This window comes from Streptomyces sp. NPDC050264, assembly GCF_040655895.1.
Lineage (GTDB): Bacteria > Actinomycetota > Actinomycetes > Streptomycetales > Streptomycetaceae > Streptomyces.
This window is the reverse complement of record NZ_JBFAKV010000006.1, coordinates 399598-425170: the sequence shown is the minus strand read 5'-3', so window position 1 is coordinate 425170 and position 25573 is coordinate 399598. Positions and strand designations below refer to the sequence as shown.

Here is a 25573-nt window from a genome sequence, read left to right as displayed (position 1 = left end):
GCTCGTCCCGCGGCTCCGTATTACCACTGCACCCGCACACGTGATCACATGTGTGCGCAGCCAGAGCTCGGAGGTCTCGAACGTGAAGGAAGCCGTCCACATCGGTCCCGCGCCGTCGGCGGGGCCCAGCCTGGAGGAGCTCATGGCCGATGTGGCGAAGGGAGACAAGGACGCCTTCTCCTCGGTGTACGACGCCGTGGCCGGCTCGGTCCTCGGCGTGGTCCGCGCTGTGCTGCGGGACCGGGCGCAGTCGGAGGAGGTCGCCCAAGAGGTGCTCGTCGAGGTGTGGGGCAACGCGGCCCGCTACCGCACCGACCGCGGGACGGTGATCAACTGGGTCCTGACGCTGGCCCATCGCCGGGCCATCGACCGGGTCCGCTCCGTGGAGTCGGCCGCCGCCCGGGACCATCAGGCGGCTCTGCTGGCGCGGACCCCCGAGTTCGACGAGGTGACCGAGGAGGTGGAGACGCGGCTTGAGCACGAACAGTTGCGGCGCTGTCTGCGGACGCTGACCGAACTGCAGAAGCAGTCCGTGTCGCTGGCCTACTACCGCGGCCTCACCTACAGCCAGGTCGCGGAACTGCTCGCCGTTCCGCTCGGCACGATCAAGACGCGGCTGCGCGACGGGCTGATCCGGCTGCGCGACTGCCTGGGGGTGAACGCATGACCACCGCCGATCTGCACACACTGACCGGGGCCTACGCCCTGCACGCTCTCGACCCGGCCGAGCAGGCCGAGTTCGAGCGGCACCTCGACGCGTGCCCGGCGTGCGCCCAGGAAGTACGGGAGCTGTCCGCCACGGCGGCCCGGCTCGGGCTCGCCGTCGGCGTCGTGCCGCCCGAGGGCTTCAAGGAGTCGGTCCTGCACCGGATCGACAGCGTGCGCCAGGAGCCGCCGCGCACCTCGGCAAGCGCGGCCGTCGCCGGGGCGCGCCGGCGCGGTCTGCAGGTCTCGCGCTGGACGCTTGCCGCCTGTCTCGCGGCGGTGGCCGCGCTCGGCGGGACCACGGTGTGGCAGCACATTGAGGCGCGGGACGCACGGCAGGAGGCCCGAGAGGCCCAGCAGGCCACGGACCAGGTGGCCGACGTCCTCGCTGCGCCCGACGCCAAGGTGCGCACCGCGCGTCTGACAGGCGGCGCGAGCGGCACCGTCGTCGTCTCCGAGGACCGCGACAAGGCCGTGTTCGTCGCCGCGTCCATGGCGCGGCCGCCGAGCGGCAAGGTCTACCAGCTGTGGTTCGACGACGGCGGCACGATGCGTTCCGCCGGGCTGATGGACCCGCGGCGCACCGCGCAGTCCGTCCTCATGGCGGGTTCGGTGGGTGACGCGTCCGGGATGGGCATCACGGTCGAACCCGCCGGCGGTTCGCAGCACCCGACCTCCGATCCGGTGGCGCTGATGGAGTTGCCCGCCTGATGCGGTGACCCGCGTGGCCGAACCTGCCGGTTCAGTCACGCGGGCGCCGGGGCGGGCGCGGGAAGAAACCACTGGTCCGCGCGACGTACTCGGCATACCCGGGGCGGTCCGACATGTGCCGCTCCAGAAGAGGCTTCCCGCTGCCGTTGAGGAGCAGGAAACTCATGGTCAGGGGCGAGGCGAGAGCAAGCAGGGCCGGCCACGGCCCTGCTTCGCAGGCCGGCAGGAACAGGCCCCACCACACACAGAAGTCCCCGAAGTAGTTCGGGTGCCTGGTCCAGCTCCACAGCCCCCTGTCCATGATCTTGCCGCGGTGCGCGGGGTCGGCCTTGAAGCGGGCCAGTTGATGGTCCCCGACGGCTTCGAAGCACAGGCCCACGGCCCAGACGAGCACGCCGGCGACGGTGATCAGGGACAGGTCCGACGGCGCGTACGACGCGATCTGCACCGGCAGCGACACCAGCAGGATCAACGCGCCCTGCAGGAGATACACCATCCGCAGGGCGTAGAGGTCGCGGCGGCCGGGCGCCTTCGCCAGCAGTCGTTCGTAGCGCGGGTCCTCGCCGTGACCGCGGGAGCGCCACGCGATGTGCAGGGCGAGCCGCAGACCCCAGGCCGCGGTGAGGAGCAGCACGAGGAGGCGGCGGGCGTCGTCGCCGTCGCCCGCCGAGAGGCCGTACGTCGTACCGGCCACCGCGGCGAACCCGATGCCCCAGGCCACATCGACGCCCCGGTGCCGCCCGGTGCGGACGCCGACGGCGAAGGCGGCCAGGACCACGATCAGGACCGAGGCCGCCGACGCGCCGATGTTCAGGGCGAAGGCCGCCCACGGGAAACCGTTCATGAGCCCGCCCCGGCCGGGGATTCAGGGCGTACGGCCAGGATCTGGTCGACGCCCATCCGGCCTTGCTCGAAGGCGAGTCCGCCGCCGACGAGATACAGGCGCCACACCCGGGCCCCTTCCTCGCCGATCAGGCGCACGGCCTCGTCCCAGCCGTCCTCCAGGGTCCGCGACCAAGCGGCGACGGTACGGACGTAGTGCTCCCGCATCGCCTCGGCCCCCACCACTTCCAGGCCCGCCCCTTCGATGAGCGTCACCGTCTCCCCGAGCGGCCTCATGTGCATGTCGGGTGCGATGAAGGCCTCGATGAACGCGCCGCCGCCGGGCGCCCGCTCCCCGCGCGACATCTGCTGGAGCAGGACCCGCCCGCCGGGCCTGGCCCGGTCGTGCAGCAGCCGGGTGAAGGCGGGATACTCCGCGTCGCCCACGTGCTCGCCCATCTCGATGCTCACGACCGCGTCGTACCGGTCTCCGGCGGGCTCCCGGTAGTCCTGGCAGCGCACCTCGACCCGGTCCTCCAGACCGCGTGCGCGTGCCTGTTCCCTTACGTAGGTGGCCTGTTCCTCGGCGAGCGTGACCGCGGTGACGTGGACGTCGTGGTGCTCGGCGGCGTGCAGCGTGAGCGCGCCCCAGCCGCAGCCGACGTCGAGGAGGCGGTCACCCGGCCGCAACCGGAGCTTGTCGCAGATGAGTTCGAGCTTGGCCCGCTGTGCCTGCGCCAGGCCGGTGTCGGACGCGCGGTCGGGCCAGTACGCGCACGAGTAGGCCATCGTGTCGTCCAGCAGGAACGTGTAGAAGGCGTTCGACAGGTCGTAGTGGTGGCTGATCGCGGCGCGGTCCCGGGCCCGGCTGTGCAGGGTGCCGCGCAGCCGGGACTGGGAGGCCGGCGGCGCCGGCGGCGGGCCCAGGGCGCCGAGGCGGACCAGCGTCCGCAGCGCGCGGGCACGGTCGGCCACCGTGACCTGTGGCTGGTGCACCGCCTGCTCACCGGCCGCCCGCCACATGGTGCGCAGGGCCTCGCCGAGGTCGCCGTCGACATCGATCTCGCCGGTGACGTACGCCTGGGCCAGCCCCAGTTCGCCCGGGTGCCACAGCAGGCGGCGCAGCGCGCGGCGGTGCCGGACGACCACCGTCGACGTGCCCGGCGGGCCCGCCTCGCTGCCGTCCCAGGTCCGCAGGGCGAGCGGCAGCGGCCCTCCGAACGAGTCCTCGGCGAGCGCGGCGAGGCGCGCGGCGGCCCCCTTGCGGGCGGTACCGGAATTGCTCATCGGCGGGTGGGCTCCTTCGTGAACAGGTACTGCTGGACGTCGAGGTAGCCGGAGCGGAACCCGGCCTCCGAGTAGGCGAGGTAGAACGTCCACATGCGGCGGAACGTCTCGTCGAAGCCGAGCGCCTCGACCTCGTCGGCGCGCTCGGTGAAGCGCTCGCGCCACAGCCGCAGCGTCTCGGCGTAATGCGGTGCGAGGCCTTCTCTGCGTGCGGTGCGCAGCCGCGTGTGCTCGCGGGTGAGCCGGTCGATGACGTCGACGGACGGCAGGAGTCCGCCGGGGAAGATGTACTTCTGGATCCAGGTGTATGTACGGCGGCTGGCCAGCATCCGGTCGTGCGGCATGGTGATGGCCTGGACGACGGCCCGGCCGCCGGGGGCGAGCCGTTCGTCGAGGGTCCGGAAGTATCCGGTCCAGTACTCCTCCCCTACGGCTTCGATCATCTCGACGCTGATCACGGCGTCGTACGTGCCCGTGCTCGCCCGGTAGTCGAGCAGTTCGACGGCGACGCGGTCCGCGTATCCGGCGTCCCGGGCCCGGGCCAGGGCGAGGTCCCGTTGTTCGGTGGACAGGGTCAGCGAGGTGACGTGGGCGCCGCGGGCCGCGGCCCGCAGGGCGAGTTCGCCCCAGCCCGTGCCGATCTCCAGGACGCTGCTGCCCTCCCCGACGGCGGCCAGGTCGAGCAACCGGTCGATCTTGCGCCGCTGGGCGGCCGCGAGCACCGACCGGTTCGCGGGAAAGCTGCGGAAGAGCGCGGCGGAGTAGGTCAGCGTGTCGTCGAGGAAGAGGGCGAACAGGTCGTTGGACAGGTCGTAGTGGTGGCTGATGTTCGCCCGTGCTCCGGCCGGGGTGTTGCGCTGGGCCGGAGGCTGTCGCTGGGCCCACAGGTCGCGCAGTCGCTGGAGCGGGGCGGGGACGAGCGTGGCCGCGTGTTCGGCGAGGACGGTGAGCACACCGACGAGGTCGTCGGCCTCCCACTCGCCGGCCAGGTACGACTCGCCGAAGCCGATGAGCCCCTGGGCGCCGATGCGGCGGTGGAAGGCCCCCGGGTCGTGCACCACGAGCGCGGGACCGCCCAGGCCCACGGTGTCGTGCTCGGCGTACCGCACCCGCAGGGGCAGCCGGTTCAGCGCGGAGCGGACGACCGCGCGTGCGGCGGCGGTGCGCATGCCGGATGCGCGGGGCAGCGCCGCGACGTCGGGCCAGCGTGCCGCGTCGACGCCGGTACGGGGCAGGGCCTGGGCCCCGGTGGAGATGAGTGTCATCGCATGCCTTTCTGGACCTGGTGGCGCGGACGGGGTGCGAGGCGCAGACCGCGCAGCAGGAGACGTATGCCGTGCGCCCTGATCGCGGCCGACACCGCGAACGTGGACAGCGGGTGCCGAAGGACGGTGCGCGTGACGGCGAGCGGCGATGCGGGTCGTCGCTCGCCGCGGACCGTCGCGGTGAAGGGTGGTGTGCCGGTGTTTTCGAGCCGCACGGTCAGTCGCAGCCGCTCGTCCGGCGTCGGCAGCCGCATGCGGTAGCGCCCTTCGACGGCGTTGAAGGGCGACACGTAGAACTCCTTGTCAACGTGCGCCTCGTCGTGGCGGTCGGGGTGCAGTACGTAGCAGTGCCGTTCGCCGTACGTGTTGTGGACCTCGGCGACCACACAGCGGGGAGTTCCGTCGGCCGTGCGGCACCAGTAGAGGGTGAGCGGGTTGAAGACGTGGCCGAGCACACGCGCGTGGGCCAGCATCACCACGCGGTCCGTGGCGGCCAGGCCGACGCCCTGCGCCGCCAGGAAGGTCCCGAGCCGTTCGCGCAGGGTGGTGCCGTCGCCGCCGAGATGGTCACGGGCGTCGAAGCGGGCGAACCAGCGCAGCGGGTACGCGAGACGGGGCGGCCTGTCGATGTCGACGAGCCACATGTAGGTGCGGTGGCGCAGGGTGTGGCGGACCGGGCCGGTGCGGACGTGCGCGACGGTGCAGGGGTAGAGCGCGGGGGTGCGGATCACCACGGCACCCCCAGCGCCGCGGCGGCCGCGACGCCGGAGCGGCAGCCGTCCTCGTGGAAGCCCCAGCCGGCGTAGGCACCGGCGAACGCCGTCACGGGGCCGTTCAGTTCGGGCAGCCGGCGTTGCACGGCCACGGACTCAGGTGTGAAGACGGGGTGTTCGTACACCATCCGTGCCAGGACCCTGGAGGGATCCACGCGGTCCGCGCCGTTGAGGGTCACGAGGAACCGCTCCGGGGCATGCAGGCGCTGCAACCGGTTCATGTCGTAGCTGACGCGTACCCCGGCGGCGTCCGTGCCGCACGACGGCATCAGGTAGTTCCAGGACGCTCTGGCCCCCGCGCTGTGCGGCAGGACAGCGGTGTCGGTGTGCAGCAGCGTCGGGTTGCGGGAGTAGCGGAACGCGCCCAGCACCTCGCGTTCCCGCCCGTCGGCGTCGGTGAGCAGGCGCAGCGCCTGATCGGGGTGGACCGCGAGGACGACCGCGTCGTACGTCACGGTCCCCAGCCGGTCGCTGCTGACGTCCACGCCTGCCGCGTGCCTGCTCACCGCGCGCACGGGGGTGGCGGTGTGAACGGCGGAGAGGTTCTTGGCGACGCGCTCCACGTAACTGCGCGAGCCTCCCGTCACCGTGCGCCACACCGGGGAACCGCCGACCGAGAGCATCCCGTGGTGGTCGAGGAACCGGAAGAGGTGGGCCGCCGGGTACGCGTGCGCCGTGCGGGCGTCGCAGGACCAGACTGCGGAGACCAGTGGCGTCATGAAGTGGGCGACGAAATAAGGCGAGAAGCGTTCGGCCGCGATGAACTCACCCAGTGTGCAGGGGAGTTGTCCGTCCTCGCCGGTCCGCGCGGACGTCGACTCCAGGACGCGGCGGGCTGCCCGGTGGAAGCGCGGCACCTCGGCCAGCATGCGCAGATACGGCGTCCGCAGGGCGTTGCGCGGCCGCGCGAACAGTCCGCGCGCGCCGCGTGCCCCGGCATACTCCAGGCCGCAGCCCTCGCACCGGACGGACATGCTCATCTCCGACTCCTGCGTGGCGACACCCAGCTCGGAGAAGAGCCGCAGCAGGTTCGGATACGTACGGCGGTTGTGCACGATGAACCCGGAGTCGACGCGGTGCACCCGGCCGTCGGCCGAGACCACGTCGTGGGTGTGCGCGTGTCCGCCGAGCCGGTCGTCGGCCTCGTACAGGGTCACCTGGTGGGAGCGACCGAGAATGTGCGCCGCGGTCAGCCCGGCCACTCCGCTGCCGACCACCGCTGTGCGCCGTCCCGTCCCCTGGGGCATCGTGATCCTTTCGCCCGCCCCCGTCCGGGGCTCTCACCCTGTGATCCGGAGCGGACGCCGCCGTGGATTGCCCGGGCCGGCCAAGTCGATCTCGCGGCGGAGCCGGTACGCGGCCGCCGACCCTGCCGGCCCCGCCTCGCCCCGGGCATGCCGCCACCCGGTGGCGGCTGAGCGGTTCGGTCAGGGTCGTCGGTGGGGTGGGTCGGCCGCGGTGACCCGGCCCGGCTGGACGAGGTTCACCGATGCCTCGCACGTCTGCCGTCGGTGCGATGGCAGACACGAGGGGACGCGGCCCTCGGCGGTGAGCCGGGCCGGGGCCGGCGGGGCTTCCTCATCGCCGCTGCCGCCGCGTCGACCCGCGCGGGTCTCGCCGGTGTCGATCCGCGACTCAGTCTTGATGGGGGCCTGCCCGGCGCGGTCCCGCTTGACCCCGTCCAAGCCCTCTGCCCTCTCGAAGACCGACACCGCCATGGTCGAGGTCCACGTCGACGACGGGCCCTGGGAAGAGGCCCGCCTCACCTCCGAGCGCACCCGCGACAACTGGCGCCAGATATCCCGTATCCGGTGCGCCTATCCCTGGCAGGCCCCCGAAGGCGGCCACAACCTGACCGTTCGCACCGCGCTCGCGCACCGGTTGTCACTCATCCGGGCGAGACACCAATCCGCGTAGCGATCAGTTCCGGATTCCCCACGACGAAGGCAGATCGCCTTTGTGCACCACCTCGTTGAGGAGTTGCCATGCGCACTCGAATCCGTCGTATCGCCGTAGCCGTCACCGTCAGCGCCGTCCTGCCCCTGGCCCTGACCGCCTGCTCCGACAGCGACTCCAAGGACAAGGCGTCCGACAGCGCCTCGGCCGGCTCCTCCAAGGCATCCGACATGGCCAGCCCCTCCGGCGACACGGGCACCATGAGCGAGCCGTTCGGCCCGGGCTGTTCCTCCGTGCCCAAGAGCGGCTCCGGCTCCTTCGACGGCATGGCCAAGGACCCGGTCGCCACCGCCGCGTCCCACAACCCCGCCCTGTCCACCCTCGTCACCGCCGTGAAGAAGGCCGGCCTGGTCGACACCCTCAACAACGCCAAGAACATCACGGTGTTCGCGCCCACCAACGACGCCTTCGCCAAGATCCCGAAGGCGGACCTGGACAAGGTCCTCAACGACAAGGCCCAGCTCACCAAGATCCTCACCTACCACGTCGTAGGCCAGAAGCTGGCCCCCAAGGACCTGGAGAAGGGCTCCTTCGAGACACTGGAGAAGTCCAAGCTCACCACGTCCGGTTCAGGTGAGTCCTACAAGGTCAACGACTCCGCCAACGTGGTCTGCGGCAACGTCAAGACCGCCAACGCCAACGTCTACATCATCGACACCGTCCTCATGCCCAAGAACTGACACGAGCGCGCCCGCGCAGCGGAACCTCGGCCGGACGCCACCCTCGACGTCCGGCCTTCCGCGCGTCGGCGCAGCCGTCAGTCGGTGTCAGTCGGTGTCCTTGCCCATCGCCCGGTGGACCGCCTGGCGGGCCTCGTAGAAGTCGGCGTCCGAGACGTCGGGATCGTCCTCCGCCTCGCTCAGCCAGTCCTCCATCTCCTCGGGCTGCCACAGATCGAAGCCCTGGGGGATGTCGAGCGTCGTGGTACTCGCACGCAGCTGCTCCACCGCAGCGGCCTCCTGGACACTGCGAGTGCTCACCTCGGTCACCGCGCCACGTCCTTCCGGTCTTCATAGGGGAACGGTCCGGCGACCCTGCCAGACACACCCCGAGTGTGTCCAAAACCGCACGTCGCACAGGCTTTCCCGGACCAGCCCTTCCTACGAGGCCAGAACGCTCACCCGCCCGGTCAGTTCGGCCGAGAACACGTCGGCGGCCTGGCCCAGGGCCACGGCGGACGCAGGCGCGATGACCGTACGGTCGCCGTCCACGGTGATGTCCTTGTCGAGGGTGAACCAGCCGGGGACGATGTGGGCCGCCCCCATGGAGGCCAGGACGGGGCGCAGCGCGTAGTCGATGGCCAGGACGTGCGCGGTGCTGCCGCCGGTGGCGAGCGGGAGCACGGTCTTCCCGGCCAGCGCGTACTGCGGGAGCAGGTCGAGCAGCGCCTTCAGCAGGCCGCTGTACGCGGCCTTGTAGACGGGGGTGCCGATCACGATGCCGTCCGCCCGCGCGAACCGCGCCGCGGCCTCGACGATCGCGGGGTGGCCGAAGTCGGCGCGCAGCAGCGCTTCGGCGGGGAGGTCGCGGACGTCGAGGGCGCTCACCTCGTGGCCGTTGTCGACGAGCCGGGCGTCGATGTGGCGCAGGAGCCGGCCGGTGCGCGAGGTGGCTGAAGGGCTTCCGGAGACGGAGAGGACGGCGGCCATGGGGAACCTTCCGGGTTCGGTGGAGCGGGGTGTGCGGCGAGGTCAGTGGTTCACGCGTTCGGGGGCACGTTCACCAGGCGCTCGTCCGTACGGTGATGAGCGGGGTCAGGTCGCCGCGCAGCGTCTCGAGGAACGTGACGACCTCGGCGGCCACCGAGCGGTGCTGCTGGTCGTTCAGGACGTCGTGGCGGGCGCCGTGCACGACGGCGAGGCGGGCGCGTGGCAGTGTCTTGGCGGCCTGGGCGAGGGCGTCGTGGTCGGCGAGCGGGTCGCTGTCGCCGACGAGCAGAAGGTGGGGGATGTCCGCGGCGGTGGTGTACGCGGCGTCGAGCAGGGCGTCCGGCACGGGGGCGGCGAGGGCGCCGCGCCGCACCTGCGCGTCGCCGGTGAGGGCGCCGCGGTGGGCCGGGCAGGTCGTCCGGACCTCCAACTCGTCGTCCCAGGAGCCGGTTTCGGCGGCCGTGCCGGCGCCGGGAAGGCCCGCGAGGACGAGGGCGTCCGGCCGGGGCGCGAGGGTGTCGGCCGCCTGGCCGTACAGGGCGGCGAGCGCGGCGGCGCCGGTATCGGCGCCCACGAGGACGAGCGGGCGCACCGTGCCGTCGTCAGCGCCCGCGTTCCCAGCGTTCTCAGTGGCCGCGTCTTCGACCGCCGCGGCGAGACGTCCGCCGAACTCGGCCAGGTAAACGGCGAGTTGACCGGTGTCCGGCCCGGCCGCGTCGACGACACGGACCCGGTACGCGTCCGCCGCGAGGCGCTTGCCGAGCCGGTCGTACGTGGCGCGGGTCTCGCCGCGCCCCGGCACGACGACGACGGTGCCGCGGGTGCGCAGGCCGGCGGGCGCGTGGTGGTCGGTGTACTGCTGGGTCATGCGACGTCTCCTACGGGTTCGGGCACCGGTGCGGGCGCAGGCCGCCAGCCGAGGGCGGGTGCCACGTCGGTGGCGATGAGTTCGAGCGCCCGGATCGCGGCGTCGAGGTCGGGCACGGCGGGGTTGAACTGGGTGATCAGGTCGGTCGCGACGGGCAGGACCCGCTCCTGCCCGAGGGCCGCGACGATCTCGTCGGGGTGGCCGTAGAACGTGTGGAAGCGGCGCAGCGCCTCCGCCTCGTCCAGACCCTTGGGGAAGGCTCCGCCGTCGGCCATGCGCAGCGCGGCGCGGTGCACGTCGTCGCCGATGAGGCGCAGCGCGGCGCGCCGGTCCCGCGCCGGGAACACGAACCGTGACAGGCCGACGCGAGGGCGGCTCGGCCGGTCCCAGGACGCCAAGTAGGCGTCTGCCCAGGGACGTTGCACTGTGTCGGTGGGTGCGTCGTGCCCGTAGGCCGCCCGGTTCAGGAGCAGGTTCGAGCCGGCCGCGGCGGCGTGCCGGGCGCCGGGTTCGCTGAAGACGCCCTGCCAGATCCGGCCGGTGAAGTCGCCGGGCGTCGGCTGGATGCGAAAGCCCGGCGTCCGGACCTCTCCACCGGACAGCGCCTGGCGCAGTACCTCCAGGTGTTCGCTGGTGAGCCGGCGTTTGCGCGCGGCGTCCTTGCCGAAGGCGGCGTACTCCAAGGCGCTCGATCCGCTGCCGACGCCGATCTCGACGCGGCCGCCGCTGAGGGTGTCGACGACGGCGATGTCCTCGGCGAGCCGGACGGGGTCCTCCAGCGGCAGCACGGTGACGGCGGTGCCGAGCCGGATGCGGGTGGTGCGGGCCGCGGCGTGGGCGAGGAAGGGCCACGGCGCGGACAGTCCGCCCCCGCCGCCGGGTTCGTGGTGCTGGGCGACCCAGCCGATGTCGAAGCCCAGCGCGTCGGCGGCGACGAAGAGTTCCTGCGCGTTGCGGTAGACCCGCACCGGGTCGTCGTCGCGGCCCTGGACGTGGGTGAGGAAGCCGAGCCGGAAGCGCGGCGCCGGGGCCGTCACGCTCCCGCCGCCCGGCCGGTGTGGCGGTTGGCCGGGATCGGCAGGCCGAGGTTGCCGCGCAGGGTGTCGGCGTCGTACTCGGTGCGGAACAGATCGCGCTTCTGCAGGATCGGCACGACGCCGTCGACGAAGAGCTCCAGCTCCTCCTCGGTGCGGAAGGCCAGGTTGATGCCGTCGAAGGTGCCGGCGTCGAACCACTCCTCGATGCGGTCGGCGACGGTCTCCGGCGCGCCGACGAACGGCGAACGACGGAACTCGGCGAGCGACTGGGCGACTTGACGCAACGTCAGGTTCTCCGACGTCGCCCGCTCGATGATCTTCGCGGCGCCGGTGCGGCCGCCCTTCTCGGCGAGGTGCGCGACGTCCGGGAAGGGTGCGTCGAGGTCGTGCACGCTGAAGTCGTACGCGCCGAAGGACCGGCCGAGGAGCGCGAGGTGACGGTCGAAGTCGTTGTCCTCCTCGAAGATCTCCCGCTCACGGAGCCGGGCGGCCTCGTCGGTCGAGGCGACGACGGGGCCGCCGTGGATGAATATCTTGATGTGATCGGGGTTGCGGCCGTGGGCGGCGGTGCGGCGCTTGATGTCGGCGTAGTACTCCTGCGCCTGCTGGAGCGGTCCGCCGGGCGCGTAGATGCCCTCGGCGACCCGTGCGGCGAGGTCGCGGCCCTCCTCGGAGACACCGGCCTGGAAGATCACCGGCTGGCCCTGGGGCGAGCGCGAGAGGTTCAGCGGTCCCGCGACCTTGAAGTGCTCGCCCACATGGCCCAGTTCGTGGAGCTTGGCCGGGTCCAGGAAGACGCCGCGGTCGACATCGGCCGGGAACGCGTCGTCCTCGTACGAGTCCCACAGCCCCTGCGCGACCTGGACGAACTCCAGGGCCCTGCCGTACCGGGTGGCGTAGTCGAGGTGCTCGTCGAGGCCGTAGTTCTTGGAGGTCCCGGTGTCGAAGCTGGTCACGACGTTCCAGCCGGCGCGGCCGCCGCTGATGTGGTCGAGGGAGGCGAACCGGCGCGCGAGGTTGAACGGCGAGTTGTAGGTGGAGCTGGCCGTGCCGACGAGACCGATGTTCCGGGTGTGGGTGGCGACGGCCGACAGGAGGGTGAGGGGTTCGAGCCGGTTGAGGTAGTGCGAGGGGTAGGTGGCGTTGATGAACTGGCTGTCGACGACGAACAGGGCGTCGAACAGGGCGTGTTCGGCGGCCTGCGCCTGGCGTATGTAGTAGTTGATGTCGATGCTGGCGTTCTTGGCGACGCGCGGGTCCTTCCACAGGCCGTGCTGGCCGGGGCCGCCGACGCCGTACGGGTGCAGCGCGAGGTGGATCTTCTTTCGGGACATGGCTGTTCCTCTCTAGGGCTTCTACGTGTGCAACAGGGCGCGGAGCGCGTCGCGTTCGGCCCGGTCGGCCGTGGCCCCGTGCAGGGTCGGCGCGGAGCCGAGGAGGAGGCGCGTGTACGCGTGCCGCGGCTCGTCGACGATCTCGCGGGCCGGGCCGGCCTCGACGAGTTCACCCTGGTAGAGGACGGCGATGCGGTCGGCGACACCGGCGACGGAACCGAGGTCGTGGGAGATGAGGACGAGGGCCGTGCCCTCGGTGCGCAGCTCCTTGAGGATCTCCAGGATCTGGACGCGGTTGGCGGAGTCGAGGGCGCTGACGGGTTCGTCGAGGATGACGACGCGGGGTTCGGTGACCAACGCCCGTGCGACGGCGACGCGTTGGCGCTGGCCTCCGGAGAGCTCGCCCGGCAGCCGCTCCAGCAGGTCCTCGGTGAGGCGGACCCGGTCGAGGAAGCTCCTGACGCGGGTGGCCGCCTCGCCGCGCGGAACGCCCTGCACGAGCAGGGGTTCGCTCAGCGATTCCTCGATGGTGAGGTCCGGGTCGAGGCTGCGCAGCGGGTCCTGGAAGACGTACTGGATGATCCCGCTGCGGCGCAGCTCGCGCCACTGGCGGCGGCCGTAGGAACTGACGTCCGCTCCCCCGACGGCGATCGAGCCGCTCGTCGCGCGCACCAGGCCGAGAACGGTGCGGGCGAGTGTGGACTTGCCGGAGCCGGTCTCGCCGATGAGGCCGACGGTCTCACCGGGTGCGACGCTCAGTGAGACGCCGTGCAGGGCCTGGCGGCGCCTGCGGCGCGGCCCGTAGTGCACGTCGAGGCCGTTGATCTGCAGGATCGGGCCGGTGGAGTCGGCCGGGCTGTCGGTGCTCACGCGTCCTCCTTCGCCGACGTCGCAGCCGGGGTACGGAACCTGTCCAGGCCGTAGCTCTCGTGCTCGGCGATGAGCAGCCGGGTGTACTCGTGCCGCGGGTCGTGCAGGACCGTGCCGGTCGGTCCGTGCTCGACGACCTCGCCCTGCCGCATGACGAGGACCTCGTCGCAGAGCTGGGCGACGACGGCGAGGTCGTGGGAGACGACCACGAGCGCGAGGCCGTTCTGTTCGCGCAGGTCGGCGAGGAGGTCGAGGATCTCCGCCTGCACGGTGACGTCGAGCGCGGTGGTGGCCTCGTCGGCGATGAGGACGCGCGGTCGCGCGGCGATCGCGGCGGCGATCAGGACGCGTTGCAGCATGCCGCCGGAGAGTTCGTACGGGTACTGGCCGTGGACGAGTTCAGGGTCGCGGAGGTGGACGGCGCGCAGCAGCTCGACGGCTTGCTCGCGGGCCTCCCGCCGCTTCAGGCCCTTCTTCACGCGCAGGACCTCGGCGATCTGGGCGCCCACGCGGATGGAGGGGTTGAGGTAGGAGGCCGGGTCCTGGAAGACCGCGCTGATCGTGGTGCCGCGCAGTGCGGTCCATTGCGCGGATGTCAGCGTGGTGATGTCGGTGCCGGCGATCTCGACCGAGCCGCCGGTGATCTCGAAGTGCGGGGGCAGGATGCCCAGTGCGGCGCGGCAGGTGAGGGTCTTGCCGCTCCCCGACTCGCCGACGATGCCGACGGTCCTGCCGGGGGTCAGCTCGAAGCTCACGCCGTGCACGATCTCGCGGTCACCGGCCAGATCGCTGATGTGCAGGTCGCGTACGGAGAGCACGGGGGCGGCCGGGGAGGTGCGTACGTGGGGCGCCGCGGTCGGCTGCGGGAGCGTCTTCTGGGTCTGGGTCTGGGTCTGGGTCGACGGGGTCATCGGGCACCTCCGGCGGGGGCGGGTTCGGCCTTGTCGATGCGGTGGGCGCGGGCCTTGCGGCGGTTGACCAGGGCGCGGCCGGCCTCGCCGGAGACATCGCGGATGGCGTCCGCGAGGAGGTTGCCGGCCCAGACGGTCACCATGATCAACAGGGCGGGGGCGACCGGCGCCCACGGTTGGTGGCTGAGGTACGCCAGGTCGGAGGCGAGCAGTCCGCCCCAGGTCGGGGCCGGTGGCTGGACGCCGATGCCGAGGAACGTGAGGCTGGAGACGATGACGAAGCCGACGCCGATGGTCTGCGCGAGGGCGACCGCGATGGGCGGCAGCACCTTCGCCCATACGTGGCGGCGCACGATCCAGCCGATGGAGGCGCCGGAGACGAGCGCGGCCTCGACGTACTGGGAGCGGGCCACGGTGAGGGTCGCGGCGCGGGCCACCCGGTAGAACAGCGGGGAGACCAGGACGCCGGTGACGAGCATGGCCTGCGTGATGCCGTTGCCGAGGAGGGCGATCACGGCGACGGCGAACAGCAGGAACGGCAGGGCGACGAGGGTGTCGGTGAGGCGCAGCGTGACCCACTCGAAGGCGCGGCCGAGGTAGACCGACAGGATGCCGGGGACGGAGCCCACGACCAGTGCGGTCAGGGCGACTTCGAGCGATCCGAGGACGCTGACGCGGGAGCCGTCGAGGAGGCGGCTGAACGTGTCGCGGCCGAGGTAGTCGGTGCCGAGCCAGTGCGCGGACGAGGCGTCCGCGAGGGTGTGCGTGCTGGTGGCGAGGGGGTCCTGCGGGGCGAGCAGCGGGCCGAGGATCGCGAGCAGGGCGATCACGGCGAGGATGACGACGGCGATCCGTCCGGACGTGAGGGTGAGGACGCGGCGCACCATGGGTCACACTCCCCTCTGCGAGGCCGGTGTCACGCGGACCAGGACGAGGTTGACGAGCAGGTTGAAGGTGACGACCAGGACGATCGACACGACGAGGACGCCTTGGACGGCGGGTACGTCGCCGGCCTGGGCTGCGTCGTTGGCGAACCGCCCGAAGCCCTGCAGGCCGAAGATCCACTCGGTGACGACGGAGGCACCGACCAGCGCGGGGAACTTCAGGCCGAGCGTGGCGAGGGTCGGGCCGAGACCGTTGCGCAGAACGTGGCCGAAGAAGATCCGCCGGGGGCCGAGACCGCGTACGACGGCGCCGGTCACGTAGTTCTCGCTGTACGCGGCGATGAGGCTGGTGCGCAGTTGGCGGGCCACGTCGGCGATGACGTCGAAGCTCAGGGCGAGCGCCGGCAGGGTGATGTGGGCGAGCCACGGTCCGACGCCCTGGGCCGCCGGGACGTAGCCGGCCGAGGGGAACAGATGGAGTCCGACGGCGAACACGGTGACCAGGACGATGCCGACGACGAACGCGGGCATCACCGAGATCACGGTGACGAAGCCGGTGACGGCCCGGTCGATCCAGGTGGTGCGGCGCAGGGCGGCGAGCGTGCCGAGGGCGAATCCGACGACGATGCCGATCAGCAGGGCGAACGTCGCGATGGAGAGGCTGACGCCGAGGCCGGCCCCGATGAGGGTGGAGATGTCGGCGCCATTGGTCCAGCTCGTGCCGAGATGGCCGTGCAGGACGCCGTTGAACCAGTCCCCGTACTGGACGAGGAAGGGCCGGTCGAGCCCCCATTCGGCCTCGACGCGGGCGACGGCCGCGGGGGTCGCCTCCTCGCCCAACTGGATGCGGGCCGGGCTGAGTCCGCTCAGTGAGCGCAGCGCGAACGTCACGAAGGTCGCGACCAGGAAGACCGGGACGAAGAGGGCCACCGACCGTCCGAGGGCGGCCAGGACGCGGCCCAGGGCGTGCCGCGTCCGGGATCGTGGGGCCGTCACTTGGCGCCGCCGATGGTCACGCCGGTCCAGTCGATGTGCGCCGGGTTCTTCGGCAGGCCGGAGATCGACGTGCTCTTCGCGATGAGGTTGGGCTGGGAGTACGTGAAGACGAGGGCCTTGCTCTCCAGGCCGGCGCGGGTCGCCGCCTGCAGGGTCCTGGCGTAGTCGGGCGAGTCGAGCGGGGTCTTGCGGACCTTGGCGATGGCGGCCTCGAAGCCGGCGGGCTCGTAGGGCGAGGAGAGGTTGAGCGGGCCGTTCGGGCCGAAGTGCGCGGTGAGCGTCTGGGCCGCGGAGTCGCGTCCCGTGGTGGAGTACAGCGAGAAGGTCAGGTCCTTGGCGAAGAAGGGCGTGGCCCAGTTCTTGTCGATCTTGATGTCGACGGTGATGCCGACTTTGGCCAGCTGTGACTGGACGATCTCGGCCTGCGGGTCCTCGGCGGGGATGACGAGTTTGAGCTTGAGATCGCCCGCCTTGTAGCCCGCCTCGGCGAGCAGCTTCTTCGCCTTGGCCACGTTGTGCGGATAGGTGTTCTCGGACTTCGGGTCGTAGGCGACGTAGCCCTTGGGGAAGGGCTGGTCGGTGGTCTCGCCGTAGCCGAAGGTGAGCTTGTCGACGAACTCCTGGCGGTCGACCGCGTAGCGGACCGCGTCGACGACCTTGTCGTCGTCGAACGGCTTCTTGTTGATGTTCAGGCTGATGTTGGAGGCGTTGAAGCCGGGCTGCACGAAGACGTCGAGACCGGCCTTCTTGGCGGCGGAGGCCTGACTCGGTTCGATGTCGGCGAAGTTGTAGACGCCGGTCTGCAGGCCGGAGATGACGGTGGAGGCGTCGGGTGCCGAGGTCAGTTCGACGTTGTCGATGTGGATGTTCTTGGCATCCCAGTAGTCCGGGTTCTTCTTCAGGACCGCCTTGGTGCCGGGGATCACCTGGGTGACGGTGAAGGGGCCGGCGCCGACCGGGTTCTGATCCAGCTTCGCCGGGGACTTCGCGGCCTTGGGGCTGGCGATCTGCAGGACGCGCTGACCGAGCAACTGCGGTATCTGGTAGTCGACTTGGCTGAGGTGTACCACGGCGTCCAGGCCCTTGGCGTCCACCGACTCGATCGAGGTGAGGTCACCGAAGAGGGCGGAGTTCTTCTGCTTCTTGGCCCGTTCGATGGCGGCCTTCACGGCGGCGCCGTTGACCGGCTCGCCGTCGCTGAACGTCAGCCCGGACCGCAGGTGGAAGGTGATCTGGTCGCCCTTGTCGTTGTACTTCCAGCTCTTGGCGAGGTCGGGAACCGCGTCGCCCTTGTCGTCCGTACGCGTCAACGACGCGTACACCAGGGAGAGTTCACGGAACTGCGCGCCACTGCCGCCGACGACCGGGTCCCAGTGGGTGGGGAAGTACGAGGACGTCCACTTCAGGGCGGAGCTTCCGCTCGCGGAGGAGGCCTCGCCGCCGCACGCGCCGAGAGCCGGTACGAGGAGGGCGGCCAGGCCGGTCACGAGGCCTGCGGTGCGCAGCCGGGCGGCGGGTCGGGGATGGCCTGCGGGGCGACGGGACATGAGGCGTCCGGACATGGTTCTCTTTCGTCGATGGCCCGCTCCCCGGGGCGACGGGAGGCGGGGCGAGGGCGGCGCCTCGCGACCGGCACCGACGCACGCCTCGATCGGCCCGGGTGCACGGACAGGTGGGCACGACGGGGCCGAGGCAGGGGTGTCAGCGGGTCACGGGGTGGACCGGGATGCGGAGCGGAAGAGGCGGCCGCGCGGGAAGAGACGCGCAGGGCCGAGAAGTGCGCGGGCAGCGCGGAGGCGGTGGACTCGGTCGGTCAACGACAGAGGGCGCTACAGGTGCGCCGCAGATCCACGTAGCGGCACACCACACCGGGGTGCGTCGTAAGCATGTGCCACATCCTGGGGCCCGTCGTCCGCCCATGTCAATGGACACCATTTGGTGTCTCATTCGGCGGACGGACTTTCTCCGCTGGTCAACGGCTTGTCAGGGAGCGCCGGATGCGCCCAGCGCGTACAGGGGGCGGGCCTCCCCCGGCTGCACCCACAGCGGGCCGCCCGCGAGATCCACGCGCACCGCGCCGGGCGGCGGCCACGGGCCGGTCGTCAGCACCTGGCTCTCGGGCCCGGTGAGACTGCGGTAGTGCCGCAGCGCCTGCGCCGCGGGCAGCGTCGGCGCGGCCTCCGGCAGCAGCCCGGGGCTCAGCTCCTCGACCGCCGCCGCGTACTCCTCGTAGGGGCGCCAGCCGGGGACGACACGGCGACCGCCGGAGGTTCGGAACAGCAACGTCGGCAACGCGTACCGGAGTTGACCGTCCTCGTCCTCCTTGGCCGCGCCGGGGTGCGGCGAGTCGGAGTCGACATCGAGCACCTCGGGGACCGGCCGGCGCGCCTCGGCGTGGTCGGCCCGCACGCGCTCCCGTACGGCGTCGGAGGCCGCGTCGGCCCGCAACCGGTCCGGATCCAGCTCCGGCACTCCCGCCGCGGCGAACAGGGCGGAGTCGAGGGTGTCGGCGGGCCGGCCCGTCACGAACATGCTCTCGCGCAGTCGCCGCAGAACCTGCTCGGCGACACAACTCCCTTGCGCCTCCGCCGCCTTGGCCACGAGGGACGCGGGCCAGGAACTCGCGGCGACCCGGCACAGGAGTGCCGCGCGGGGCGCCTTCGTGTGGCCGCAGATCCGCTCGACGTAGCGGGCGTACCAGGCGGTCTCCGCCACCGGATCGGGCGGCGGGTCATCGTCGTCGCCGAACAGGATGCAGTACGCGCGGCGCCAGCGGGCCCGCCCGTCGAGAGCCGCCCGGAGGCGGCGGAACGTGGGCTCCGAACCCCAGGCCCAGGGACACAACGGGTCGGTGTACTCGACGACTTCGAGGACAGGCGGGCCGGGTGGGAAGGTCACGCGGCGCTCCTGCCCGGCTGCCGCTCGCGGGCGTCGGACGACAGCAGCGAGGCGAGGGTGACCCCGCGCAGGACCGCCGACGCGTCGGCCTCGATCCGGCGGTACACGTCGGGCAGGCCGGTGGCGGCGCCCGGGTAGTCCAGGCCGTCCAGCGGCTCGCCGCGCAGGGTGAGCAACTCGCCGTCGACGGCGCGCGTGACATCGAGCAGAGTGATCTCCTCGGCACGGCCGCCCAGCCAGTAACCACCCTCACAACCGCGCTGGCTGCGCACGAGCCCGGCTCTGCGCAGTTCACCCACCACGGACTTCAGGAATCGGAACGGTACCCCCTGTGAAGAGGCGATGGCCTCACAGGTCAGCGGACGATCGGGTTCGCGGGCGAGTTCGAGCAGCGCCCGCGTGGCGTAGTCCGCCTTCGCGGAGATATGCATGCGCACATCATGCCTGAACCCCCGGCGGCGGCAAGGCCCTTCGCGACCGCCCGTTCCTATGTTGCGGGAACATTGCCGCAGGTGAGAGCCAATGGACACCTCTTGACATCCTTTTCCGGCGCGGCCTAGCGTCCCGGCCATGAGCGATTCGCTGACCACCCCTGGCGAAGGTTTCCACCCGCATCTCCACGACGCCCCGGACCTTCCCGCCGCTCCGCTGCAGAGCCGCCTGCACCACATCCGCGCCGACTCCCTGGACGGCGACACCGCGCAGACGGGCGGCATGCGTCGCTTCGCCGCCGTCAGCGGACGGGCCGTGGGCTCGGAGAAGCTCTGGATGGGCCAGACCCACGTCGCCCCCGCCACCTCGTCCTCCGACCATCATCACGGCGAGTCCGAGACCGCCATCTACGTGGTCAGCGGACACCCGGAGTTCGTCTTCCTGGAGGACGCGGGCGACGGCGAGCGGGAGATCCGCCTGCGCACCGCGCCGGGCGACTACATCTTCGTACCCCCCTACGTGCCGCACCGCGAGGAGAACCCTGACCCGGCCGACGAGGCCGTGGTGGTCATCGCGCGCAGCACGCAGGAGGCGATCGTGGTGAACCTGCCGAAGCTGCACGCGCTGCCCGCTCAGGACAGCTGAAACCGACCCGGTCCCGCCGACGGCGACATTCACCCGTTCGGCCCTGCACGGCCGCTCCCGGCGGGCGCTCGGTCCCGGCGGGCCCAACGCTCTACATACAGCTGATCTCGACGCTCGACGTATGAGGTCCCGACGTATGAGGGTGGTGGCGATGCGAACGAGAGCGTTGGCTTCGGAGTTCATCGGAACTCTCCTCCTGGTCTTCTTCGCCGTGGGCTCCGCGGTCCTGGGGGTCGAATTCATCGGCACCCTCGGCATCGCGCTGGCCTTCGGCTTCACGCTGCTCGCGCTGGCCTACGCGCTCGGACCGATCTCCGGGTGCCATATCAACCCGGCGGTGACGCTCGGCATGCTGTGCGCGCGACGCATCGACGTGCGCACCGCGGTCGGCTACTGGGTCGCCCAGTTCGTCGGCGGCATCGCCGGAGCGGCCCTGCTCCTCCTGCTGGCCAAGCAGGTGCCCGGCTTCCAGGCCAAGGGCGCCTTCGGCAGCAACGGCTACGGAGACCGGTCCGCGGTGCACATCAACACCGGAGGCGCGTTCCTCGCCGAGGTCGTCCTCACCTTCCTCCTGGTCTTCGTCGTGCTGGCCGTGACGCACCGCGTCGCCGTCACCGGCTTCGACGGCCTGCCGATCGGTATCGCCCTCGCCGTCATCCACCTGGTGGGCATTCCGCTGACCGGCACGTCCGTCAATCCGGCGCGGAGCCTCGGCCCGGCCCTGTTCGCCGGAAGTTCCGCCCTGTCGCAGCTGTGGCTGTTCATCGTCGCGCCCCTGGTCGGCGGCGCACTCGCGGCGCTCGCGCACCGGGTGACCCACCCGGCGGGCGAGATCCGCACGATCGCCGACGAGGTGTCGGCGACCCCCGATTCGCCCGCCCGCTGAATCCTCTGCGCTCAGTCGAGCAGGTCGGCGACCATCTCGGCGAACTCGTCCGGGGTGGCCAGCCGTACGCCGAGGGACTCGGCCTTGGCGAGCTTCGAGCCCGCGCCTTCTCCCGCGACCACGAGACCGGTGTTCTTGGAGACGCTCCCTGAGGACTTTCCGCCGGCCCGCTCGATGAGTTCGTTCATCTGGTTGCGGGAGAGCGCTTCGAGGGGGCCGGTCATCGCACCGGTGACCACGACCTTCAATCCGGCCAGCGGACCCGCGTCCGCGCCGGCTGCCGCGTCCGCCTCGTCGACCGGGGCGGGTGGCGTGGCCCCCGGTTCGGTCATGCTCAGCCCGGCGGCCGCGAGCCGGTCGATCTGCTCACCGAGTTCGGCGAGTTCGGCGACGATGACCGGCGCCTTCTCCGCGCCGATCCCGTCGACCCGCTGCATCGCCTCCGCGTCGGCGGCCCGGATCAGCTCCATCGTGGCGAAGTGCCGGGCGATGCGGCGGGACATGGAGCGGCCGGTGCCGCGCACACCGAGCGCGCACAGCACCCGGGAGAGCGGCTGCCGCTTGGCCGCCTCCAGAGCGGCCAGGAGCTTGTCGGTGCTGGTCTCCCCCATCCGCTCCAGGCCGAGCAGTTGCTCGCGTGTCACGCGGTCGAACAGGTCGGGCAGGCTCGCCACGAGCCCCGCCTCGACGAGCTGGACGACCCGCGTGTGTCCCAGTCCCTCGATGTCGAGCTGGTCGCGGCCGGCCGCGTAGCTGATCGAAGCGACCAGGTAGCAGTCACGGCCGCGCTCGCACCGCCACCGCTGCTCGCTCGTGTCGATGGCGGAGCCGCACTGCGGGCACGCGGCGGGAAAAGCGATCTCCTGCTCGTCGCCGGTGCGCAGATGGGCGACCGGCGCCTCGATGCGGGGAATGATGTCGCCCGCCTTGTAGACCATGACGTGATCGCCCAGGCGCAGGTCGCGGCGGGTGATGTCGGCGGGGTTGTGCAAGGTGGCGTAGGTGACGGTGGAGCCGTCGATCTCCACCGGCTCCAGCACCGCGCGGGGCGCGATGATGCCGGTGCGGCCCACGTTCCACTCCACACCGACCAGCTTGGTGATCTTCTCGACGGCCGGGAGCTTGAAGGCGACCGCCCAGCGCGGCGCCCGCGTGCCCGATCCCGCGGCCCGCTGATCGGCGGCGAGGTCGGCCTTGACGACGATCCCGTCGATGCCGAACGGCAGCTCCGCCCGCAGCGCGGCGATCTCCTTCACCCGGGCGGCCACCTCCTCGACGGCGGGCACCACGAGGCCGGCGACCGGCGTACTCGCGGGGGTGTTGACGCCGTACCCGGCCACACGGTCCATGAGCGCGCCGTGCGCGTCCTCGGCCAGGTCCGTGGCGAGCGCCTCGCCGGTGCCGGGCAGCGGCAGCAGTCCGTAGGCGAAGAACGTCATCTCCACCGTGTACGCGCGGTCCTTGGCGCGCAGCGTGCCTGCCGCGGCGTTGCGCGGATTGGCGAACGGCTCCCCGCCGTGCTCGGTGCGCACCTGGTTGGCGTACTCGAACTGGGCGGTGGTCATCAGCACCTCGCCCCGCACCTCGACCGTGACCGGCTCGGAGAGCTCGGCGGGCAGACCCTCGATGGTGCCGATCGCGTGCGAGACGTCCTCCCCCGCGCTCCCGTCGCCGCGGGTGACCAGGCGGGCGAGGCGCCCGTCCTCGTACCGGGCGGCGATCGCGAGTCCGTCGAGCTTCGGCTGAACGTTCCAGCGGGCGACCTCGCGGCCGATCCGTCTTTCGAGCGAGGCCACCCAGGTGACGAACTCCTCGTCGGAGAACACGTTGTCCAGGCTCAGCATCGGGACGGTGTGCGGCACGTCCCCCTCCACCGCGCCGCCCGCGACCTTCCCGGAGGGCGAGTCGGACACCACCTCGTCCGGGTGGGCGGACTCGTACGCGGTGATCGACCGCACCAGGCGGTCGTACGCGTCGTCGTCGAGCCGCGAGGTGCCGCCCTCGTAGTACGCGGCGGCCGCGGTCTTCGCGTCCTCGACCGCCTGGACGTAGGCGGCGGTGTCGGACAGCACGGCAGGCACGGCAGAAGTCGTCGTCATGACCGACATCCTGCCGTCCACCACTGACAATCCAGCCGTGCCGGGCTCCGCCGCCGTGTTCGGCGCCCGCCGCGTCATCGATCCACCCTCTTGACCGTTTTGGTCCAGACCAATAACTTCACGTGCGTGCACGCCGGTTGACCCGTACGCACCTGTTCGCCACCTCTCCTGGCCACCTCACAGGAATGAGCCCGCCCATGCACGCACGCCTGCGCCGAAGACTTCTCACCCGGGCGGCCGTCGCCGTCAGTTCGCTCTCGCTCCTCGGGGCCTTCGCGCCCGCCGCGTCCGCCCACGGCGGCCATCAGGACTCGCTCCGGCGCGTCGGCTACTTCACCCAATGGGGCGTCTACGGCCGGGATTTCCAGGTCCAGGACCTCAAGAAGAGCGGCGCGGCCGCCCGCCTCACCCACCTCAATTACGCCTTCGGCAACGCGAGCCCCGACGGCAAGTGCCTGATGGGCAACGTTCCGGGCGAGTCCGATCCGTGGGCCGACTACCAGCGCCCGCTCGACGCGGAGAACTCCGTCGACGGCGTCGCCGACACCGGCACCCAGGCCCTCGCGGGCAACTTCAACCAGCTGCGCGAGCTGAAGGCCGAGAACCGCGGTCTCAAGGCGATGATCTCGCTCGGCGGCTGGTCCTGGTCCACGCACTTCTCGGACGCGGCCCGCACCCCCGCTTCCCGCAAGGCCTTCGTCGCGTCCTGCATCGACCTGTACATCAAGGGCAACCTCCCCGAGGACGGCGCCCGCGGCGGCCAGGGGGCGGCGGCCGGCGTCTTCGACGGCATCGACATCGACTGGGAGTGGCCGGGCTCCGAGGGCGACACGGACACCGTGTACCGGCCCGAGGACAAGCGGAACTACACCGCTCTGGTGGCCGAGTTCCGCAAGCAGCTCGACGCGTACGGCCGCACGAAGCACAAGCACTACGAGCTCTCCGCGTTCGTCCCGACGGCTCCCGCGAAGATCGACGCGGGCTTCGAGGTCCGCAAGATCATGAAGGACTTCGACTTCGTCAACCTGCAGGGGTACGACTTCCACGTCAGCGGCGAGAAGACGACCGCCCAGCAGTCGGCCCTCTACGCCCGGGACGACTTCAGCGTCGACGGCACGGTCGAGGCCTGGCTGCGCCGCGGCGCCCCCGCCCGCAAGCTCGTCGTCGGCATGCCCTTCTACGGGCAGGGCTGGACCGGCGTCACCGGTGGCGGCGACGGCCTGGGCCTGCCAGCCACCGCGCCGGCGCCCGCCCAGTGGGCCGACGGCTACGCGGATTACAAAGAGCTGAAGGCGTGGGCGGGTTCGGGTACCTACCAGCTGCACAGGGATCGCCGCGCCGGCCATGCCTGGCTCTTCGACGGCACGACCCTGTGGACCTACGACGACCCGCAGGTCCTGCGCCAGAAGTCGGCCTATGTACGCGGCAAGGGGCTGGGCGGCGCGATGTTCTGGTCCCTGGACGGCGACACCCCGGACGGGGAACTGGTCCGCACGGTGGACCGGGCGCTCGGGCGCTGATCACGCTCGGGGTGTGCACGCGTACGCGCACCGAATTCCGGACTTCTCGTCAAGCTGGTGTGACGGCGTTCGAACGGGGGTAGGACGGTGCAGGGCGTGTCCACGATCATGGGCAGGCTCACCACATCCCAGCCCGTCTCCGAGCCGGGCGAGAGAAGATGAAGGACAGCAGTATGGCCAGCGGCACCGTGAAGTGGTTCAACTCCGAAAAGGGCTTCGGCTTCATCGAGCAGAGCGGTGGCGGACCTGACGTGTTCGCCCACTACAGCAACATCTCCGGCAATGGCTACCGTGAACTCGTCGAGGGCGAGACGGTGACCTTCGACATCACCCAGGGCCAGAAGGGCCCCCAGGCCGAGAACATCGTCCGCGGCTGAGCCATCACGGCACCACTGACACAGCGGGGCGGTCACGTAAAGGTGACCGCCCCGCTGCGCCGGGTCTCAGAACGTTCGGCTCACACCGCCAGGACGCGGATCGACGGGTGTTCGCGGGTGTTCAGGTACAGCTTGTCCCTGGTGTTCTCCTGCTCCAGTTCCAGCACGAGGCGGTACCGGTACAGGCCGGGCTTGGCCGTGCTCAGGACGGTGCCCGCCCAGTAGTAGTACACCGGGGTGAACTTGTCGCGCATCCGGTCCGGCGCACCGTAGATCTTCAGCTCCGTGAAGATCTTCCGCTCCGCCACGTCCTCCTCGTCACCCGACTCCGTGTCGAGGAAGACGATGCTGTTGATCTTCGGCATGGGCGGCCAGGTGTTGTCGAGCCGCTTCTCCATGTCGATGGGCCGCACGATCCAGTTCAGCACCTGCCCCTGCTTGCAGACCGTCTGCAGGTGGTTGGTGCCCTGGCCGTCACCGCCGATGCTGTTGTCCATCATGAACATCGACTCGTCGAGTGAGCCGCTCGCCGCCGCCCGTTCCATGTCGATCAGAGTGACGATGTTGAGCTGGACCGAGTTCAGCTGGCCGGGGTTCTGCTTCTGCTCGACGGCCCTGCCGATGGTGCTGGTACTCATCGCTCCTCCT

General features: G+C 71.3%; 27 protein-coding genes. 8 read left to right on the top strand and 19 right to left on the bottom strand.

What is annotated here, in order from left to right:
- The first annotated feature begins 82 nt into the window (after positions 1-82).
- Both AB0J02_RS13885 and AB0J02_RS13880 read left to right on the top strand, forming a co-directional pair.
- Complete coding sequence (locus AB0J02_RS13885) at positions 83-667, top strand: sigma-70 family RNA polymerase sigma factor (protein ID WP_363193871.1); 585 nt, start codon at positions 83-85, stop codon at positions 665-667.
- Positions 664-1416, top strand: coding sequence for an anti-sigma factor (locus tag AB0J02_RS13880; RefSeq protein ID WP_363193844.1), 753 nt, complete (start codon positions 664-666; stop codon positions 1414-1416). The genes AB0J02_RS13885 and AB0J02_RS13880 overlap by 4 nt, the downstream gene beginning before the upstream one ends.
- A 31-nt stretch (positions 1417-1447) precedes the next feature.
- Here AB0J02_RS13880 and AB0J02_RS13875 read toward each other — a convergent pair whose 3' ends face one another.
- From AB0J02_RS13875 to AB0J02_RS13855, 5 genes are read right to left on the bottom strand one after another with little or no spacing between them, the layout of a single operon-like run.
- A complete protein-coding gene (locus tag AB0J02_RS13875) occupies positions 1448-2260 on the bottom strand; it encodes a DUF1295 domain-containing protein (RefSeq protein ID WP_363193843.1) in 813 nt (270 codons plus the stop codon).
- On the bottom strand, positions 2257-3525 hold the full coding sequence (locus AB0J02_RS13870) for a cyclopropane-fatty-acyl-phospholipid synthase family protein (RefSeq protein WP_363193842.1): 1269 nt from the start codon (positions 3523-3525) through the stop codon (positions 2257-2259). Before AB0J02_RS13870 ends, AB0J02_RS13875 begins: the two co-directional genes overlap by 4 nt.
- The gene (locus tag AB0J02_RS13865) at positions 3522-4790 is read right to left on the bottom strand and encodes a cyclopropane-fatty-acyl-phospholipid synthase family protein (RefSeq protein WP_363193841.1); all 1269 of its coding nucleotides are present in this window, start codon (positions 4788-4790) and stop codon (positions 3522-3524) included. The genes AB0J02_RS13870 and AB0J02_RS13865 overlap by 4 nt, the downstream gene beginning before the upstream one ends.
- A complete protein-coding gene (locus tag AB0J02_RS13860; protein ID WP_363193870.1) occupies positions 4787-5518 on the bottom strand; it encodes a DUF1365 domain-containing protein in 732 nt (243 codons plus the stop codon). The genes AB0J02_RS13865 and AB0J02_RS13860 overlap by 4 nt, the downstream gene beginning before the upstream one ends.
- Positions 5518-6810 (bottom strand): FAD-dependent oxidoreductase, encoded by a 1293-nt coding sequence (locus tag AB0J02_RS13855; protein ID WP_363193840.1) that lies wholly within the window; start codon positions 6808-6810, stop codon positions 5518-5520. Before AB0J02_RS13855 ends, AB0J02_RS13860 begins: the two co-directional genes overlap by 1 nt.
- Positions 6811-7234: 424 nt before the next feature.
- Here AB0J02_RS13855 and AB0J02_RS13850 point away from each other — a divergent pair, with 424 nt between their 5' ends.
- Together AB0J02_RS13850 and AB0J02_RS13845 are read left to right on the top strand one after the other, a co-directional pair.
- Positions 7235-7480 (top strand): hypothetical protein, encoded by a 246-nt coding sequence (locus AB0J02_RS13850; RefSeq protein WP_363193872.1) that lies wholly within the window; start codon positions 7235-7237, stop codon positions 7478-7480.
- Between the two features lie 68 nt (positions 7481-7548).
- A complete protein-coding gene (locus AB0J02_RS13845) occupies positions 7549-8199 on the top strand; it encodes a fasciclin domain-containing protein (RefSeq protein ID WP_363193839.1) in 651 nt (216 codons plus the stop codon).
- Positions 8200-8286: 87 nt separating this feature from the next.
- On the opposite strand, the gene AB0J02_RS13840 is transcribed toward AB0J02_RS13845, so the two are convergent.
- The 12 genes from AB0J02_RS13840 to AB0J02_RS13785 all read right to left on the bottom strand — a co-directional run bounded on the left by AB0J02_RS13840 (position 8287) and on the right by AB0J02_RS13785 (position 19397).
- On the bottom strand, positions 8287-8499 hold the full coding sequence (locus AB0J02_RS13840; RefSeq protein ID WP_363193838.1) for a hypothetical protein: 213 nt from the start codon (positions 8497-8499) through the stop codon (positions 8287-8289).
- 120 nt (positions 8500-8619) lie between these two features.
- Positions 8620-9168 (bottom strand): NADPH-dependent FMN reductase, encoded by a 549-nt coding sequence (gene ssuE / locus AB0J02_RS13835; protein ID WP_363193837.1) that lies wholly within the window; start codon positions 9166-9168, stop codon positions 8620-8622.
- Between the two features lie 70 nt (positions 9169-9238).
- The gene (locus AB0J02_RS13830) at positions 9239-10036 is read right to left on the bottom strand and encodes an alpha/beta hydrolase (RefSeq protein WP_363193836.1); all 798 of its coding nucleotides are present in this window, start codon (positions 10034-10036) and stop codon (positions 9239-9241) included.
- Positions 10033-11073 carry an LLM class flavin-dependent oxidoreductase gene (locus AB0J02_RS13825; protein WP_363193835.1) on the bottom strand — a complete coding sequence of 347 codons (1041 nt, stop codon included), beginning with the start codon at positions 11071-11073 and terminating at the stop codon, positions 10033-10035. The genes AB0J02_RS13830 and AB0J02_RS13825 overlap by 4 nt, the downstream gene beginning before the upstream one ends.
- Positions 11070-12407: an LLM class flavin-dependent oxidoreductase gene (locus AB0J02_RS13820; RefSeq protein ID WP_363193834.1), complete on the bottom strand. Its 1338-nt coding sequence runs from the start codon at positions 12405-12407 to the stop codon at positions 11070-11072. Before AB0J02_RS13820 ends, AB0J02_RS13825 begins: the two co-directional genes overlap by 4 nt.
- Before the next feature lie 21 nt (positions 12408-12428).
- Positions 12429-13277, bottom strand: a complete 849-nt coding sequence (locus tag AB0J02_RS13815) for an ABC transporter ATP-binding protein (RefSeq protein ID WP_363193833.1) — start codon at positions 13275-13277, stop codon at positions 12429-12431.
- Positions 13274-14188 carry an ABC transporter ATP-binding protein gene (locus AB0J02_RS13810; protein WP_363193832.1) on the bottom strand — a complete coding sequence of 305 codons (915 nt, stop codon included), beginning with the start codon at positions 14186-14188 and terminating at the stop codon, positions 13274-13276. Before AB0J02_RS13810 ends, AB0J02_RS13815 begins: the two co-directional genes overlap by 4 nt.
- Complete coding sequence (locus AB0J02_RS13805; RefSeq protein WP_363193831.1) at positions 14185-15075, bottom strand: ABC transporter permease; 891 nt, start codon at positions 15073-15075, stop codon at positions 14185-14187. Before AB0J02_RS13805 ends, AB0J02_RS13810 begins: the two co-directional genes overlap by 4 nt.
- A gap of 3 nt (positions 15076-15078) precedes the next feature.
- A complete protein-coding gene (locus AB0J02_RS13800) occupies positions 15079-16068 on the bottom strand; it encodes an ABC transporter permease (RefSeq protein ID WP_363193830.1) in 990 nt (329 codons plus the stop codon).
- On the bottom strand, positions 16065-17630 hold the full coding sequence (locus AB0J02_RS13795; RefSeq protein ID WP_363193829.1) for an ABC transporter substrate-binding protein: 1566 nt from the start codon (positions 17628-17630) through the stop codon (positions 16065-16067). Before AB0J02_RS13795 ends, AB0J02_RS13800 begins: the two co-directional genes overlap by 4 nt.
- Positions 17631-18051: 421 nt before the next feature.
- A complete protein-coding gene (locus AB0J02_RS13790) occupies positions 18052-18966 on the bottom strand; it encodes a DsbA family protein (RefSeq protein ID WP_363193828.1) in 915 nt (304 codons plus the stop codon).
- Positions 18963-19397, bottom strand: a complete 435-nt coding sequence (locus AB0J02_RS13785; protein WP_363193827.1) for an Rrf2 family transcriptional regulator — start codon at positions 19395-19397, stop codon at positions 18963-18965. The genes AB0J02_RS13790 and AB0J02_RS13785 overlap by 4 nt, the downstream gene beginning before the upstream one ends.
- 139 nt (positions 19398-19536) lie before the next feature.
- On the opposite strand from AB0J02_RS13785, the gene AB0J02_RS13780 reads away from it, so the two are divergent.
- Together AB0J02_RS13780 and AB0J02_RS13775 are read left to right on the top strand one after the other, a co-directional pair.
- Positions 19537-20043: a cupin domain-containing protein gene (locus tag AB0J02_RS13780; RefSeq protein ID WP_363193826.1), complete on the top strand. Its 507-nt coding sequence runs from the start codon at positions 19537-19539 to the stop codon at positions 20041-20043.
- Positions 20044-20194: 151 nt separating this feature from the next.
- Complete coding sequence (locus AB0J02_RS13775; protein ID WP_363193825.1) at positions 20195-20929, top strand: MIP family channel protein; 735 nt, start codon at positions 20195-20197, stop codon at positions 20927-20929.
- An 11-nt stretch (positions 20930-20940) separates the two neighbouring features.
- Here AB0J02_RS13775 and ligA read toward each other — a convergent pair whose 3' ends face one another.
- A complete protein-coding gene (ligA, locus tag AB0J02_RS13770) occupies positions 20941-23028 on the bottom strand; it encodes an NAD-dependent DNA ligase LigA (RefSeq protein ID WP_363193824.1) in 2088 nt (695 codons plus the stop codon).
- 209 nt (positions 23029-23237) lie between these two features.
- On the opposite strand from ligA, the gene AB0J02_RS13765 reads away from it, so the two are divergent.
- Together AB0J02_RS13765 and AB0J02_RS13760 are read left to right on the top strand one after the other, a co-directional pair.
- Entirely contained in the window at positions 23238-24548 is a 1311-nt protein-coding gene (locus AB0J02_RS13765) for a glycoside hydrolase family 18 protein (protein WP_363193869.1), read from the top strand.
- Between the two features lie 173 nt (positions 24549-24721).
- Complete coding sequence (locus AB0J02_RS13760; protein WP_363193868.1) at positions 24722-24925, top strand: cold-shock protein; 204 nt, start codon at positions 24722-24724, stop codon at positions 24923-24925.
- Positions 24926-25005: 80 nt separating this feature from the next.
- Here the strand turns inward: AB0J02_RS13760 and AB0J02_RS13755 are convergent, their stop codons facing one another.
- Positions 25006-25563 carry a hypothetical protein gene (locus AB0J02_RS13755; RefSeq protein WP_363193823.1) on the bottom strand — a complete coding sequence of 186 codons (558 nt, stop codon included), beginning with the start codon at positions 25561-25563 and terminating at the stop codon, positions 25006-25008.
- Positions 25564-25573: the final 10 nt, after the last annotated feature.